Annotated in this window: 16 protein-coding genes and 1 pseudogene; 13 read left to right on the top strand and 4 right to left on the bottom strand. The window is 63.0% G+C overall.

Annotated features, from left to right (window positions below; all coding sequences use genetic code 11):
* From WA070_RS10965 to WA070_RS10930, 8 genes and pseudogenes are all read left to right on the top strand, one after another.
* A pseudogene (locus tag WA070_RS10965) lies at positions 1-233 on the top strand (TIGR02594 family protein); the annotation flags it as partial.
* Entirely contained in the window at positions 230-499 is a 270-nt protein-coding gene (locus WA070_RS10960; protein ID WP_422633978.1) for a hypothetical protein, read from the top strand. The pseudogene WA070_RS10965 and the gene WA070_RS10960, both read left to right, overlap by 4 nt.
* The gene (locus WA070_RS10955; protein WP_422633977.1) at positions 499-702 is read left to right on the top strand and encodes a hypothetical protein; all 204 of its coding nucleotides are present in this window, start codon (positions 499-501) and stop codon (positions 700-702) included. The genes WA070_RS10960 and WA070_RS10955 overlap by 1 nt, the downstream gene beginning before the upstream one ends.
* A gap of 49 nt (positions 703-751) precedes the next feature.
* Positions 752-2,206: an SGNH/GDSL hydrolase family protein gene (locus WA070_RS10950; protein ID WP_422633976.1), complete on the top strand. Its 1,455-nt coding sequence runs from the start codon at positions 752-754 to the stop codon at positions 2,204-2,206.
* 28 nt (positions 2,207-2,234) lie between these two features.
* Positions 2,235-2,732, top strand: a complete 498-nt coding sequence (locus tag WA070_RS10945) for a hypothetical protein (RefSeq protein ID WP_422633975.1) — start codon at positions 2,235-2,237, stop codon at positions 2,730-2,732.
* A gap of 1 nt (position 2,733) precedes the next feature.
* Complete coding sequence (locus tag WA070_RS10940) at positions 2,734-3,960, top strand: SGNH/GDSL hydrolase family protein (protein ID WP_422633974.1); 1,227 nt, start codon at positions 2,734-2,736, stop codon at positions 3,958-3,960.
* Between the two features lie 12 nt (positions 3,961-3,972).
* Complete coding sequence (locus WA070_RS10935; protein WP_422633973.1) at positions 3,973-4,518, top strand: hypothetical protein; 546 nt, start codon at positions 3,973-3,975, stop codon at positions 4,516-4,518.
* A 199-nt stretch (positions 4,519-4,717) separates the two neighbouring features.
* Positions 4,718-5,584 (top strand): SOS response-associated peptidase family protein, encoded by an 867-nt coding sequence (locus tag WA070_RS10930; protein WP_422633979.1) that lies wholly within the window; start codon positions 4,718-4,720, stop codon positions 5,582-5,584.
* Here WA070_RS10930 and WA070_RS10925 read toward each other — a convergent pair whose 3' ends face one another.
* Positions 5,585-5,749, bottom strand: a complete 165-nt coding sequence (locus WA070_RS10925; protein ID WP_422633972.1) for a hypothetical protein — start codon at positions 5,747-5,749, stop codon at positions 5,585-5,587.
* A gap of 290 nt (positions 5,750-6,039) precedes the next feature.
* Here WA070_RS10925 and WA070_RS10920 point away from each other — a divergent pair, with 290 nt between their 5' ends.
* From WA070_RS10920 to WA070_RS10905, 4 genes are all read left to right on the top strand, one after another.
* A complete protein-coding gene (locus WA070_RS10920) occupies positions 6,040-6,966 on the top strand; it encodes a LysR family transcriptional regulator (protein ID WP_422633971.1) in 927 nt (308 codons plus the stop codon).
* Positions 6,967-7,079: 113 nt separating this feature from the next.
* Positions 7,080-9,218, top strand: a complete 2,139-nt coding sequence (locus WA070_RS10915) for a TonB-dependent receptor (protein ID WP_422633970.1) — start codon at positions 7,080-7,082, stop codon at positions 9,216-9,218.
* Between the two features lie 85 nt (positions 9,219-9,303).
* Positions 9,304-10,419 carry a DUF47 family protein gene (locus WA070_RS10910; protein ID WP_422633969.1) on the top strand — a complete coding sequence of 372 codons (1,116 nt, stop codon included), beginning with the start codon at positions 9,304-9,306 and terminating at the stop codon, positions 10,417-10,419.
* A gap of 21 nt (positions 10,420-10,440) precedes the next feature.
* Entirely contained in the window at positions 10,441-11,442 is a 1,002-nt protein-coding gene (locus tag WA070_RS10905; RefSeq protein ID WP_422633968.1) for an inorganic phosphate transporter, read from the top strand.
* A gap of 299 nt (positions 11,443-11,741) precedes the next feature.
* Here WA070_RS10905 and WA070_RS10900 read toward each other — a convergent pair whose 3' ends face one another.
* Positions 11,742-11,918 carry a hypothetical protein gene (locus tag WA070_RS10900; protein WP_422633980.1) on the bottom strand — a complete coding sequence of 59 codons (177 nt, stop codon included), beginning with the start codon at positions 11,916-11,918 and terminating at the stop codon, positions 11,742-11,744.
* Between the two features lie 132 nt (positions 11,919-12,050).
* On the opposite strand from WA070_RS10900, the gene WA070_RS10895 reads away from it, so the two are divergent.
* A complete protein-coding gene (locus WA070_RS10895; protein WP_422633967.1) occupies positions 12,051-13,460 on the top strand; it encodes a helix-turn-helix domain-containing protein in 1,410 nt (469 codons plus the stop codon).
* Here the strand turns inward: WA070_RS10895 and WA070_RS10890 are convergent.
* A complete protein-coding gene (locus WA070_RS10890; protein ID WP_422633966.1) occupies positions 13,447-14,919 on the bottom strand; it encodes a DUF389 domain-containing protein in 1,473 nt (490 codons plus the stop codon). The two genes, WA070_RS10895 and WA070_RS10890, sit on opposite strands and share 14 nt — an antisense overlap.
* A gap of 225 nt (positions 14,920-15,144) precedes the next feature.
* Positions 15,145-15,804 (bottom strand): cold-shock protein (locus tag WA070_RS10885; protein ID WP_422633965.1); only part of this gene is annotated, 660 nt, incomplete at its 5' end.

The raw sequence follows: 15,804 nt of genomic DNA, 5'->3' as shown, positions 1-15,804 counted from the left end.
CCGGCGCGATTCTTGTGTTCGACCGGGAGGGCGGCGGACACGTCGCTTTCTATGTCGGTGAGGACGCCAGCCACTATCATGTTTTGGGCGGCAATCAGGGCGACTGCGTCAGCATCATGCGGCTGGCCAAGAGCCGCTGCATCGCCCGACGTTGGCCGCGTGGTTGGCCGGTGCTGGGCGCACCGGTGAAGCTGCTGGCGAGCGGTGCGCTCGTGTCGAGGAATGAGGCATGAAGCTGCCCTGCGTGAGGCTGACCGATCATGGCAGTGAAATTGCGCTACTGGCGGCCGTCGCCGTTGGCGTCGTGATCCTCTTGTGGCGGGCGATCGAGCGCAACCTGATCGGTAGTGGATTCGACGTTGCTGCATTCCTACTGGTGCTTCAGCGCATCATTGAGGCGGTGCAGGGTCGTTGGACCCAGCGGAGCGTCGATCGCATGGGCCAGAGCCTTGCGAACGCGCCGCCGTCCGATCCACCCGCGACCGGGGCGCAACCCTGATGGGACTGGGCAAAATTGCGCGGGGTGGTGGGAAGATCGCGTCCACTATGCAGGTCGGGCTGCTGTTGTTTGATCTTGGCGCGTCCATCGTCAACCGCCTGCGCGGCCGGTCAAAAGACCAAGTGCCAGATGGCGCCCGCCCCATTGCGCAGCCCGGTGCAGACGGCAGCGATCGACAGCCCGCCGATCAAGATCGCCTCTAATCCGACCAACCATTTCCTCATCCAATCTTTTTAAACTGGAGTGAAGCCTATGTCATCTCGTGCAGCGAAATGGGCAGCGATCAACGGTGGCGCGCTCGCCCCTCTTAGTCTGTCCGGCCCCGATCTGGCTATCGGTGTGCTGGCCACATTCGCCATCACAGGCGCAACGGCTGGGTCCGTCATCACCGCGAGCGGTTTGCCCAGTGGGTGGACGCTGAACAGCGCGGCACGCTCGCTGTCGGGCACGCCCGTGGTCGGTCTGAAGGCGAACGTGATCCTGACCGAAACGCTGGCGGGCAAGGCCAACTCGCCGAAGCAGAATGCGATCATGCTCGAACTCAAGCAGGTGCGTGTCGATTATGATCCGACCGGTTACATGGGGGTCGTCAATACGCGCTTCATCCCGCCGGAAGCCCTCAATGCGGGCTTGCTTTCGATCATGGCTACACGCGCCGATTATGCTTGCGACGACATCGTCATGCCGCGCCTGAAATTGCCAAACTTCTTTCTTTCGACGTCGGGCGAAGTGCAGGCAACTCAGCCCCGAAATTATAACGCATCGATCGAATATCCCATAGGCACGGTGACGCCGGTGAAATGGAACGGGTCGGCGGCAGGGGTTGCTGCGCCCGGCAATCCGTGGCTGACCTCCGACCCTATCCCCGTAACTATCCCTCGCGGTGCGTTCTTCAAGCTGCATATCCGGCAGGCCAGCGCGGAAGGCATCCTTATCGCTGGCAACCAGCAGGCATTTGGTGCGATCGGCGATCAGCAGACCTTTGGCGCGAACGTGGCCGATCAGACGATGAACCCGGCATGGGTGGGCACGGCCGGTGGCAATGCGATCAGCGGCATCCTCATTGCGAAGACGAACAGGCCGACATTCATGATCGTTAGCGACAGCCGAGACCAAGGGATCGGCAACGGAAATAATACAGTTCCCTATCCCGGCCAGACCCAGCCTGCCCTCTCGCCCCGCTATGGCGTCATCAATCTGAGCCGAGGATCGCAGAAGGCCTCCGATGTCGCCACTCCAATCAACTTCGCTTCGCGATCGCTGCTTTTCCCCAATGTGACGCACGTGATCTTGAATCTGGGCACGAACGACTTGAACGGCTCCACCGTGACGCCAGCCCAGCTGACCGCCCTTCGGTCCGCCATTCGCGCTTATGCGCCCGATAAGATCTGGTGGCAGGGTACGATTATGCCGAAGACCACAAGTAGCGATGCCTGGGCGACATTGACGGGGCAGACTGTCGATAGCAACAACGCCAATCGCGTTGCCTTTAACGACCTCGTGCGCGCCGGGCAAAACGACTTTGCGGGTTATATCGAACTCGCCGATCCGGTGGAGAGCAGCCGCAACAGTGGCAAGCTGAAAGCGCCGCCGATGACCGATGCCGCAATCACGGGCGACGGCAATCATCTGAACAATGCTGGCTACGCGATGATGAAGCCGTCCGTGGAACAGGCGCTTGGCAGAATAGCCGCTGTCCGCAGCTGATCCCCTCTCTAGTTCAAAGGATATTGCCATGACCTTTTTCCGATGGGCGGGCGCACTGGCGCTCGCCCTGCTGCTTTCGCCGTGCGCGGCTCTGGCGCAGGTGCCTTCGACCGCAAAGGCGCAGGTGCCCGGTGGCTTCCTGCCCGCCGGCGCAAATTACTGCTCGAATGACAGTGGCACCACTTGGGTGCCGTGCCCGACATCAAGCGGGGGCGGCGGGGGCGGATCATCCGGCCCTGTGCGGGCGACGTCGACGGTCAGCCCCGGCACGATCACCACCGCCAACACATATCAGTCGGCCCTTGCCGCCAACAGCGCGCGCAATGGTTGCCTGCTCCAGAACACGTCCGCTACGACACTTCGAATATTTCTGGGTGCGCCGGGCAGCGCGACGGACGCAAGCGCGGTTCAGATCGCGGCGGGCGGTTCTTTCTCCTGCGCGTCGCCGGGCGGCGTGATCCTTACCGATCAGGTCAGCGTCGCCGCCAGCACATCGTCCGCCACCTTCGTCATAGTGAGCCAGTGATATGAAGAGCATTATCAAGCGCGCATGGGCTGTGATCCTCCTGTCAGCCACGCTGTCGGTCGCGCAGGCCCAAACGATCAGCAATCCGGCCCCGGCTGCAAATGCCACCTACCTGGGTGCGGTGGCCGGTCGCGGCGTGGTCGCAAACATGACGGCCAATGCTGGGTCGCCGTATCAGACGATGACCCGGACAGGCTATGTCGCGACGGAAACATCCTTCCCGCGCCCGGTGCTTGGCCTCAACTGGTATGTGCCGCAGGCGACGAACGTTGAGACACCGAACGGCGGCACCTGCACCACCACGGCGGCGCTCGAATATCCGGCTGGCACCTACACCCAATATCGCTTTGCCGGCGCGGCGACCGGCGCGGGCAATTCCGGCGATGTCGTCGTGCCCGATCCGATCACGACGTCGGTGCCGCGTGGCGGCAATTTTTGGGTGCGGTGGTGGCTGTCTTGCACCAGCGGCTGGACCTATCGCGGCAACTTCCCCGCACGCCCGGGCGATGGGTTCAACAGCGGTACGGCCACCGCTGATCTGACCATGGGCGGCGGCGCTGGCCCCGCAGGTGGGCTGGGCAATATCGGCTCTCTGCACGTCGCGCCGCTCGCCATCATTGGCCAGACTTCGCGCCGGTCATTCATGGGAATCGGCGACAGCATCATGTCGGGTGGCGGCACGGACGCTGCATCCGATTATTCCGGCCACCAAGGCCTGTTGGCCCGCGTGGTCGGCGGTGACTATGCCTATTCGAATTTAGGCGTCTCATCGACCCGCGCCAACCAGTTCACCGCAGCGAACGCGCCGCGCCGGATAGCGCTGGCCGCCTATTTCTCCGACGTCGTCAGCAACTATGGGGTGAACGACAGCCTCAACGGCATTGCGGCCGCCACCACGCTCACCGAATTGCAGCGCATCCAGACGCTGTTCCCGGGCAAGCGCTACACGCAGTTCACCATATCGCCGATCGTAACCGGGACGACCTTCACCGCGATCGATGGCAGCGACCAGACCGCCCATACAAACGCGGGGATTGTCGATTCGCTCAACACCAGCATCCGCATCAACTTCGACTATTGGGACTTCCGCGCGGCGGTGGAACTCGCCCCGGGCAGTCAGAAGTGGCGCGGCGGCTGGACAGGTGACGGCATCCATCCACTGCCCCCTGCATATCGGCAGGCTGGTGCGGCGATGTATGGCCCGGCCTCGCGCCTTCCGCTTCAGTAGGAGGATTACCCCATGCGCATGATCCTGTTCATCCTCGCAGCGCTGGCACCGATGCCAGCGTCGGCGCAATCGCTGGCTGGCGGCACGATCGACGCGAGCCAGGTCGCCAGCCGCAACGATCTGGCGGCCAAGCAGGCGCAGATCGACGCGCTTGCGGCTCAACTGGCGGCAGCGCAGGCGGCTATCCCCAAGCCGTCGGACGCGGTGCCCAGCGCCGACATGATGACGGCGGGCACGGTGGGATCGTCGTTGCGTTTTCGCCGCGTGGACGATCAGGCTCCCCGCCTGTCGCGCACGGTCAAGCAGCAGGTCACGTCGGCAAACGGGACGGCGGTCATCACCTGGGCGGCTATGCCGTCCGTCCCCGGCCTGACCATCACCGAATATGTCACGGCCAACGACACGATCGCGCCGTCCTGCTATCCGGTGGCTGGAACGGTCACTACTACCGGCGCGACGATTAAATGCTACGTCGACCAGTCACTCATCGGCCTTGGTCTGCTGCCACGCAAAGCTGCTGGCGCTGGCGTGACGTTTGATGTGCTGGCGCTGCCGTGACTGGCTGGCGCATTATTTCGACCCTTTCCCCGATGCGCCGAATTCATCGAACCAGCGGGGAAACACCACATCGTTTTCCCATAGCGGGCGCAGCGGAGTTCCTTCGCCTGCGCTGTAGTGGAATTTAACCCATCCAGCACACTCCGTCGTGATGCGGCAGGGCGACCGGCGGTTGACCAGGGAATAGTCAGCCCCTTTGATGGCGACGATCTTTGCCAGATCGACCTTGCGATGGCAGCCGCATTTCGAGCATGCCGCCGAGACGGTAGCCCCGCTTGCAACCATTGCGCCGACTGTTTGCGCCCACGTTGGTATCCATGCTGCCCCCATGAGAACGGATGAAGAACATCGCGCCCGAGTCGGTCAAGCGATTGACACTCGGCTCATCGCGAACCACTTTGCCAGCATGTGCAATCGGGCAGAGCGCGGCGACACGCAAAAGGTGCTGCACCTGTTCGGGGCGAAGTTGGGCGCGCGTTTCAACGAAGGTCCGCTGATCGTCCATCCGAAAGAGCCGGGCAGCGTCATCCGGTTTCAGGATGGCGAGATGGTGCTGGAGCAAATGACCTGGGGTTTTCCGGTCGCCCTGCGCAGTAAACGCGACCCCGCCGTCAAGCTGAAGCCTAAGCCCGCAAACAACGCTCGCTTTGATAAGCTCGGCACCTTCTGGAAGCGCTGGGCGGTCGAGCCGCGCAACCGTTGCCTGATCCCAACGGCGCGCTTTGCTGAAGCCGTGGGCGACAAGGGCCGGATGACGGAAACATGGTTGTCTGTGAAGGCGCAGCCAATATTTGCGTGGGCAGGTCTATGGACCGACAGCGACGAATGGGGGACGTGCTACACCGGCGTGATGACCGCGAACGCGATCGAGCTGGCTGACATTCACGATCGCTCGCCCGTCATCCTCGATCCCGAGGACTGGGCGACATGGTTGAGCGCGCCCCTTGATGATCTCTATCGCTTCGACCGTCCCTATCCGGCTGAGCTACTGGCTGTGGACCGCACCGACGTGCCATGGTTCAAGCGTAAGGGTGGCGATAAATCCACCGGGACATTGCCGCTCTAATCAATCTTCGCCCAGCTTCAGGCGCGGCACCAATGCAACCCGCTCGAGGGTTTCGGCGATGGCCTTTAGATCCGCGCCGGTCAGGCCGTCGTCGTCGACCTGGTCGTCATCGTTCCAACTGTCGGCGAATTTGCGGAAGCGAGATTTGAGCGCGTCGTCCATCATGATCATCCCGATTGCGAGGCGATCGAAGCTATCAGCGTTTACAGCGGGCCGCTAACCTATTGATTAGAAACACCCGCAATTTCGCCCGTTTTACAGACTTAGCCCCGGAATTGCTGGATATTGAAGAGCTTGGAAGGCTAGTGCTCTACCATTGAGCTATACCCGCCCGGCAGAAAAGCGCCCTGCCATCATCTAGGTGGTTTCGTCAATATCTCATGAGCGCGATCCTTGCGTGATCGCCCGGCAAGATCGCCCTTAACCCGCACCCACATTTCCTCTATCAGGCTGATATGCAAAGCCCGTCCCAGCGCCAGTTGGATATATTCGCGCAGATGGTGGCCGCTGGCAGCGTCGCGCGATGCGCCAGCGATACGGGCATCCCGGCAGATGAGATCGTGCGCGACATATCCTCGCTCGAAATGCGTCTGGGCTATCGTTTGTTCGACGATGTGGACGGGGCGCGTTTGACGCCAGCGGGGCGCAGAACTGCACAGGCGATGACCCTGTTGTCGCAGGACGCGCCTGAAACGTGGGAAAGTCAGCCTGCGCCCGTGCCGGTTGCAGACCCCGCCCCGACCATCGAAGTGCCTGTCCCCCCCCGACGCCGGACGATCACCCTCGCCGCCCCCGCCCCGGTCTTCGGCCATGTGCAGGATGCGCTGGCTACCTTCGAATCGGTCAATGACGACATCGCCATCGCGTTGGACCTGCATGTGCTGACCGCCACCGACGCCGCCGACGCGCTGCGCGACGGGCGGGCCGACATCGCCTATTTCTACGCGCTGGAGGAACCGGCCGATCCCCCGTCCCGCTATGGCTGGTCGGAAGCGATCAACATCTATGCCGGCGCAGACCATCCGCTGGCGCGCGAGTCCAGCGTGTCGCGCGCGCAACTGGGCCTCGCCCCTGTCCTGACCATGGAGCGCGGCAACGCCATGCGCGCCATCGTCGAACAGGCCATGGCGCGTGTCCACGCACCTACCGGGCCAGTCGTTTTGGAAAGCGACAATATGTTCGCGATTCTGACCGCCCTGCGCGAAGGTCAGGGTGTCTTCGCGGCCTTTGGCCCGTTAGCGCGCGATCTGGGGCGGATGGCGGGTATCAAACGGATCGCGCTCGACCTGCCCCTGCCGTCGATCGAGGTTCGGCAGGCCATCAGCCCACGAGCGACCGAAACGCCTGGCGTCGAAGCTCTGGCGGATTTCCTGTTCCTGTAAGCCCCGTGACATTTACATCGCAGCGCAGCAAAAATGCGGCGAGCCGTTGTTGATATGATGTATCATACTAGATATAGGGTCACATCCGCTCTGTCCTAGGATGATGATCCACGATGCTGTCTTCTCCGTCGCTACGCTCTGGCTGCGCCCTCCTCGCCCTGTGCCTCCCCCTCCCCGTGCTGGCGCAATCGCCTGCGCCCGATGACGCCACCGGTCAGAGCGCCTATCATGACAATCGCTCCGACATCGTCGTCACCGCGCTCATCCCCCGGCGGCAGGGCGATATCCTGTCCGGCACGACCGTCGTGACCGGCGACAAGCTGACGCGCGAATTGCGGACCACCATCGGCGAAACGCTGGCGCGGCAACCGGGCGTGTCGTCCACTTCCTTCGGTCCCAACGCCTCCCGCCCGATCCTGCGCGGGTTTCAGGGGGAACGCGTGCGCATCCTGACCGACGGGATCGGCAGCTTCGACGTGTCCAACACCTCGGTCGATCATGCCGTGGCCATCAATCCGCTGACCGCCGACAGGATCGAAATCCTGCGTGGCCCCGCCGCCCTGCTCTATGGTTCATCGGCGATCGGCGGCGTGGTCAATGTGATCGACAGCCGTATTCCGCGCCGTGTGCCCGACGAACCCATCCATGTGGAAGGTCTCGCCACCTACGGCAGCGCGGCGAACGAGCGCACGGTCAGCAGCGCGGTCGAAGCACCGCTGACCCAGAATCTGGTCGTTCATCTCGACGGCAGCTGGAGCAAGAGCGACGATCTGCGCACGGGCGGCTATATATTGTCAAAGCCGATGCGCGACATCGCCGCAGCCTCCGCCGATCCCGAAGTACGCGAAGACGGCCAGCTTAAGGGCAAGCTGCCCAACACCGCCGCCGAAACATGGGAAGTCGCGGGCGGCTTTGCCTATATCACCGATCGCGGCAATCTGGGCGTGTCGGTCTCCCACACCGACAATCGCTATGGCGTCCCGGCGCGGTTCGATCTGGAAGATCATAGCGACGAAGCGCCCGGTCACAGCCATGAGGATGTGACGCTGGCCATGCGCCAGACCCGCGCCGACCTGCGCGGCGAAGTGTCCACCAATGGCGGCTTCCTCGATTCGATCCGCCTGCGCGCGGGCTGGGCCGATTATCAGCATGAGGAAATCGAACCATCGGGCGAAGTCGGCACGACATTCCTTAATCAGTCGATGGAAAGCCGTCTGGAGTTCATTCAGGCCAAGCGTGGCGGATGGGACGGCGCGTTCGGCGCACAATTCTTCACCCGTCGGTTCCAGGCGATCGGCGAAGAGAAATTCCTGCCCAAAAACGAAACCAATCAGCTGGGCGTCTTCACGCTGCAATCGGTCGATCTGGGCAATACGCGGCTGGAGGCCGGGGGCAGATACGAACATACCGATCTGGCTGCCGATGCGGACGCAGACCTGTTCACCGGCGGCCATCGCCGCAGCTTTAACGCCCTGTCCGGTTCGCTGGGCATCAGCCAGGCGATCGTGCCGGGCTGGCGTGCGGGCGTGAACCTGTCGCGCAGCGAGCGCGCGCCGTCCGCCGAAGAATTGTTCGCGCGCGGCAATCATGCGGGCACGCAGGCGTTCGAACTGGGCAATGCTGATTTCACCAAGGAAAAAAGCTGGGGCGTAGAAGCCACGCTGCGCGGCAAGGGTGAGGGCTACAGCATCAATCTCGCCGCTTATCACAACTGGTTCAACGGCTATATCTACGACACGGTCGTGGCCGATAGCGTGTGCCAGACGGCCAATGGCGGCGCAGAACTCGAATTTCCCTGCTATGCCTATCAGCAGGCCGATGCGCGCTATTATGGGTTCGAAGCGGAAGCCACACTGAAACTGGCGCAGGTCGGCAGTTATGCGATCAACTTCGACGGTGTCGCCGATTACGTCCGCGCGACGATCAAGGGCAGTGGCCCCGCCCCGCGCATCCCCCCCCTTCGCCTGCTCGGCGCGCTGGAAGCGCAAAGTGCGCGGATCACCGCACGCGGCGAAGTGGAGCGCGTGTTCGACCAGAACCGGATCGCCACATCGGAAACCGCGACCGATGGCTACACGATGGTCAACGCGTCCCTGTCCTTCAAACCGTTCAGGGATAATGACCGCACCACCCTGATGCTGTCGGCCAACAATATCTTTGACGTCGATGCACGCCGCCATGCCAGCGTGCTCAAGGATTTCGCCCCGCTCGCCGGGCGCGACATCCGCGTAACGGCGCGCTTTTCGATATAGGCGTGCCATGGCGGGGCGGCGCAAACCGCCCCGCAACCTGACGCAGGTCATTGCGCCTTGTGACAATATTGTTACAAGCTGATCTATGCGACAGATCGCCGCCCTGCCCTATACCACTGCGCCCGATGGCTCCATGCGCATCCTGCTGATTACGTCGCGGGACACGCGGCGCTGGGTCATACCCAAGGGCAACCGGATCAAGGGGCTGGCCGGGCATCGCGCCGCCGAGCTGGAAGCCTATGAAGAAGCGGGCATCCACGGCATCGCCTGCCCCGCATCGCTGGGCCGTTACCGCTATGACAAGCGCAAGCGCAACGGCAGCGCGCGCGAAGCAATGGTTGAAGTTTTCCCTCTTGCCGTGACAGGCCAACTGACGCAATGGCCCGAACAGGGGCAACGGGAACTGCGCTGGTTCCCGGTTGCGGAGGCCGCGCGGGCGGTCGACGAACCCGATCTGCAAGCGATCATAGCGGCCTTTCGCGAACCGCCCCGGCAACCGGGCTGGTTCTTTCGGATGCTGCTGTGGTTCAGGGACAAGCAAAGCGAAAGGACGGGAATGCTCAGCTGGTTTCAGGCATTGATGCCCAAGCAGGGCCGCTTCTTCGAACAGTTCGAAGCGCATGCGGTAACGCTGGTGGCGGGAGCCGATGCGCTGGCCCGGCTGCTCAAGGGCGGACCGGACATGGCCCAGCATATCAAGACCATATCCGATCGCGAGCATGAGGCGGACGATATCATCCGCGAAGTGTTGCAGGATGTCCGCCGCATCTTCGTCACCCCCTTCGACCGCAGCGCCATCACCGGCCTCATCGGTGTGATGGACGACGCCATCGACCAGATGAACCAGACCGCCAAGGCGATAGCCCTGTTCGAGGTCACGGACTTCCCGCCGCAGATGCAGGATATGAGCGCCATCATCGTGGAATGCGCGCGCATCACGGCGGAAACCATGCCGCTGCTGCGCTCGCTCAACCTCAACGCCACTCGCCTGCACGACCTGACCGAACGGCTGGTCAAGCTGGAGGGTCATGCTGACGAGCTGCACGAATCCGGGCTAAAGGCGCTTTATGCGCAGGCGCGGCTGGGCAATCCGATGGACTTCATCGTCGGCAGCGACATTTATTCCCATCTCGAAAAAGTCACCGACCGGTTCGAGGATGTCGCAAACGAGATTTCGGGCCTGGTCATCGACCACGCCTGACGCGCCGGGACCGATAGATTCATGGAAGCCCATATCGCCTTTCCCCTGCTCGTCGCGCTGATCGCCGTCGCGCTGGCATTCGATTTTCTGAACGGCCTGCATGATGCAGCCAATTCCATTGCAACGATCGTGTCCACACGCGTGCTCAAACCGCAATATGCCGTCGCATGGGCTGCCTTCTTCAACTTCATTGCCTTCCTCTTTTTCGGCCTGCATGTCGCCGAAACGGTGGGCAAGGGCATTGTCGAAGCCAGCATCATCACGCCTCCGGTCATTTTCGGTGCGCTGATGGGCGCGATCGCGTGGAACCTCATCACCTGGGGGCTGGGCATCCCATCCTCGTCCAGCCATGCGCTGATCGGTGGGCTGCTCGGCGCCGGCACGGCCAAGGCTGGCCTTGGCGCCGTGGTATGGAGCGGCGTGTTCAAAACCAGCGCGGCGATCGTCATGTCCCCGGCCATCGGCCTGATCCTGGCGCTTCTGCTGGTGCTGGTCATCAGTTGGATATTCCGCCGCTTCACGCCGCAGGGCGCGGACCGGGTGTTCCGCAAGCTGCAACTCGTCTCCGCATCCCTCTATTCATTGGGCCATGGCGGCAATGACGCGCAAAAGACGATGGGGATCATCGCGGTGCTGCTCTATTCACAGGGCATGTTGACAGGCGGTTTCCATGTGCCGCTATGGGTCGTGCTCAGTTGTCAGGCGGCCATGGCGATCGGCACATTGCTGGGCGGATGGAAAATCGTCCACACCATGGGATCGAAGATCACCCGGCTGACCCCGGCGCAGGGCTTCTGCGCGGAAACGGGCGGTGCGATCACCCTGTTCATGGCTACCCATCTGGGCATCCCGGTATCGACCACCCACACCATCACCGGCGCGATCGTGGGCGTCGGCGCATCGCGGCGCTTGTCGGCAGTCCGCTGGAACGTTGCTTCCAGCATCATTATAGCCTGGGTCGTCACCCTCCCCGCCGCAGCCCTGATCGGCGCGCTATTCTACTGGCTGACACTGTTGTTCTAAATGTCATCCTCCCCACGCAGGGGAGGTGGCGCGCCGAAGGCGTGACGGAGGGGTGTCACTCTCTCGATAGGATGACGCCGCCCCGTCCGGCTGCGCCAGCGACCTCTCCGACAGGGGGAGGATGAATTGGGATGCCGCCATGCTACGGGCCGAGGCTGTTGTTCTAACACCTTCGTGTTCCCGCGCAGGCGGGAACCCAGATGAAACGCCGGGACTGGGTTCCCGCCTGCGCGGGAAAACGCTGCTTTTGATAAAAAAGAGCGCAGAGATAACATCCGCGCCCTCCTCCATCCGCAGGATTACCCCACCCGACCCAACCGATGATAAAGATTGGCATATTTGACCGATTCCGGCTGGTCCTGCACTTCGCGCAGATAATGGGCGATGGCGGTGCGGATCAGGCCGAAATCCTCTGGTGAAAACACGGCCCGCGAACGGGCTGGCTGGGGGTGTCCGCTCGTATCCTGTGTCATCATGCATCCTTCCTATGGGCCGTTCATGGCCGCTGAAACAACAATAGCGCCATGCGTGCCGACAGGAAGGGCGATGAGTGACGCCTTGTCATGATAATATTTTGCATATCTGTCATTTCATGACACAATGACAGAATGGCAGAACTGAACGATCGCAAACTTTATCTTGGTCCCAAATTGCGGGTGCTGCGCCGCGAACTGGGGCTGAACCAAACGCGCATGGCAGAGGAATTGGGCGTATCCGCCAGCTATCTCAACCATCTGGAACGCAACCAGCGTCCCCTGACCGCGCAAATGCTGCTCCGCCTCGCCAACACCTACGACATCGACATTCGGGACTTCACGGCGACCCCGGCCGAAGGCGGCGCGGGCGATCTGACCGAAATCCTGTCCGACGCGCTGGTGCGCGACATCGGCGTCGGCCGCGACGAAATGCTCGAGGTCGCGGAAAACTATCCCGGCGTCAGCGAAGCGATAACCCGATTCTATCGCGCCCTGAGCGACCTGCGCCGCGCGCCCGGTGAAACTCCTGACACAGGCGGCTCCGCGCCAGTGGCGGCACCCATCGACTGGCTGCGCGAAACCATCGCGCGCGCGGGCAATCATTTCGCCGAAATTGACGCAGGTGCGGAAGCCATTGCCGCGCAACTGCCCGACGATCCTGCCATGATGCAGGCCGCCCTCCGCACCCGCCTGAAGGACCGGCATGGCATGACGACGCAGGTCGTCCGCGCGGAAATCCTGACCGGCACGGTGCGCCATTATGACATGCACCGGCGGCGGCTGATGCTCAACGAGCGGATGCCCGCCTCCGGGCGACTGTTTGCGGTGGCCTATCATCTATGTGCGCAGGAACTGAGCGAAGCGATCGCCGCACAGGTCAACCGCGCCGCGCCGCCCGACGAAGACAGCCGCCGTATCGCCACCATCGCGTTCACCAACTACGCCGCCGCCGCCCTCATTATGCCCTATGACCGTTTCCGGCAGGCCGCCGAACAAAGCCGCCACGACCTGCTGCTGCTGCGCGACCGTTTCGGCGTCTCGATCGAGCAACTGGCCCATCGGTTGACCAGCCTCAACCGCACCGGTGCGCGCGGCGTCCCTTTTTTCATGGCAAAGATCGACCGGGCGGGCATCCTGTCCAAACGATTCGATGGCGAGGCCTGGCCCTTCGCCCGCTATGGCGGTGCCTGTCCCCGCTGGGACGCGCACGATGTACGCACGACCGATCAGGTGACGACCCAGTTGATCGAAACGCTCGACGGTCGCCGATTCGTTACACTGGCCATCGCGCTGCCCCACGGACGGGACGATGCGCGCAGCCGATCCGTCATCGCCTTGGGGTGCGAGGCAAAACATGGTGGGCGGATCGTCCATGCCGACGGAATCGACCTGGACAAGGACGAAGCCACGCAGATCGGCCCGACCTGCCATCTGTGCGAACGCCGCGCCTGCCCCGACCGCGCGCTGCCATTGGTCACGCGTGCGCTCGACCTGCACAGCTATGAACGCACGACCGCGCCTTTTCCGTTCAGGCGGGTGTAGGCGGCGGCGCCCAAAGCAGGCGCAAGCGCCCGGTTGCGGTGCCATTTTCCGCCCGGCCACCGCGAGCGACGATGCCCTGCGTGATGGCGCGACGCTGCGCCAGCAGGCCGCCGCTGACCAAAATCGTCCTCGACAGCCGCGCCGACGCCCATCCCGCCAGATCGAGCGCTTCGCCATCGACGACACCCTGCGTTATTGCGATGCCGGGGGGATCGATATCCGATGGCGGCGCCAGTTGGACCGTCCAGCCGGGCAGCAGCCGATTGGCCCTCGCCTCCAGCGCACGATAGCCTTCCAGCCCCAGACCAGGGAGCGAAGCCGCTGTCGCCGATAAAGTCCGCTCGACCACATTGGCGCGAATCGCCGACGCGTCTGTCCCTGCGATCAACGCCAACTCGGCCATGGCCCGTTCCCGGCTACCTGCGGGCGGCAGACCTTTGGCGTCGCCCGCCTGCGCGATCTGGGCGACTTCGGCCGCACCGGCATCGAGCGAAATGCGCAATTGATCGACATGGATATCGACCGGACGCGACAGACGCCGGGCAAGATCGGCGGCGAGGATAGGGTCGATTTTCGGCACGACAGAGGGTGTCAACATAACGGCACGCACCTGAATCGGCGATCTTTTGAAGTCGATGTCGATCTGGCTCAGGCGCGAGTCGCCGGGGAAACGGGCGCGGACCATGTCGCGAACCTGCCGCTGCGCGACTGCCTCGAACGCGATCTGCCGCAGCGCTGCGCCCAGCGGAACGGCCAGAACACCAACGGCCACGAAGAACAGGACCAGTTGCCAGCCGGTATGATGCGGCGACAAATGGCTGCCAAAGCCATAGACGCGCGCGACCAGCGCCGCCGTCAGCGCGATCGTCACCGAATTGGTGAAGAAGAGCAGCAACGCCCCGGCGAACACCGTCCAGTTCATCGTCGCAATGCCAAAGCCCACGACCGCCAGCGGCGGCATCAAAGCGATAGCGATCGCGACGCCGACCACCGTGCCGCCCCGCCCGCGAATCAGGGCATAGGCGCCTGCAATCGCCGATAGCAAAGCGACGAGCAGATCGAACAATGTGGGCTGCGTCCGTCCGGCGATTTCGCTGGTAATCGTCTGCACCGGCGAAATGGACACGAGCAGGACCGAAAGCAGCACTGCGATAACGGACCCTGCGCCCAGCGCAAAGGCCGACCGCCGGATCTCCCGAAAATCGAGCGTCGCGATCCCAAAACCCAGCCCGATGATCGGCATCATCAGCGGCGACAGCAGCATCGCGCCGATCAGCACGGCAACCGATGGCATCAGCAGCCCTAGCAGCGAAATCGCCGCCGATATGAGAATCAGGAACGCATAACGCCCGGTCCAGCCACTATCTTCCGCAATCTGTTCCAGCACGGCGGCATGATCCACACCGCCTACGGCCCAAATACCCCACCAGCGGCGCAGCTTGCCGGGATTCTTACTCATCGATCGCACTCTAGGAGGCTCCCCCACTCACCGGCCTGTCCGACTATCCAGAGATAAGTCCTATGCCCCGATTGGGTTGCGTAACAATCTCAAAGACGGAGCAGACCTTCATCGTTGCAGAGCGGGCGCGCCATACCCCGGACAGAAAAAGGGTCGCCCTTTCGAGCGACCCTTTTCTGATCCTCTCCCCTGTAACAGGGGCGATAAGACAATCAGCAGTCTGGCTTATTCCGCCTTCGACTGAAGATTGACCGCAGCATATTTGCCGCGACGATCGACTTCCAGTTCAAAGTCCAGACGATCACCTTCGTTGAGCGCGGCCATACCGGCACGCTCCACGGCGCTGATGTGGACGAAAGCGTCAGGCTGGCCGTCGTCGCGCTGAATGAAGCCGAAGCCCTTCATCGCGTTGAAGAACTTGACCGTGCCGCTGGAGCGCTCACCCGTCAGCTGACGCTGCGGGCCACCACGTTCCGCGCCACCGCCAAAGCCGCCAGGCGCTGCGCCAAAGCCACCAGCGCGGGGTTCGCGCGCTTCACGCGGCGGGCCGCGATCGGTGACGGGCATGGGTTCACCGTCGATGACCAGATCAGTCGCCGACACCTTGCCGCCGCGATCGACCAGCGTGAAGCCCAGTTGCTGACCTTCGGCCAGACCCGTCAGGCCAGCCTGCTCGACTGCGCTGATGTGGACAAAAACGTCTTCGCCGCCATCGTCACGAACGATGAAGCCGAAGCCCTTTTGCCCGTTGAAGAATTTGACGACGCCCTTGCCTTCGCCAACGACCTGCGCGGGCATGCCGCGACCACCGCCGCCGCCGCCAGCGAATCCGCCACCGCCGCCGCCGAAGCCACCGCCGCCACGGGGCGCGCCGCCACCGAAGCC

It is taken from the genome of Sphingobium sp., from assembly GCF_049304695.1.
Classification (GTDB): Bacteria; Pseudomonadota; Alphaproteobacteria; order Sphingomonadales; family Sphingomonadaceae; genus Sphingobium.
This window is presented reverse-complemented; position numbering and strand designations above follow the sequence as displayed.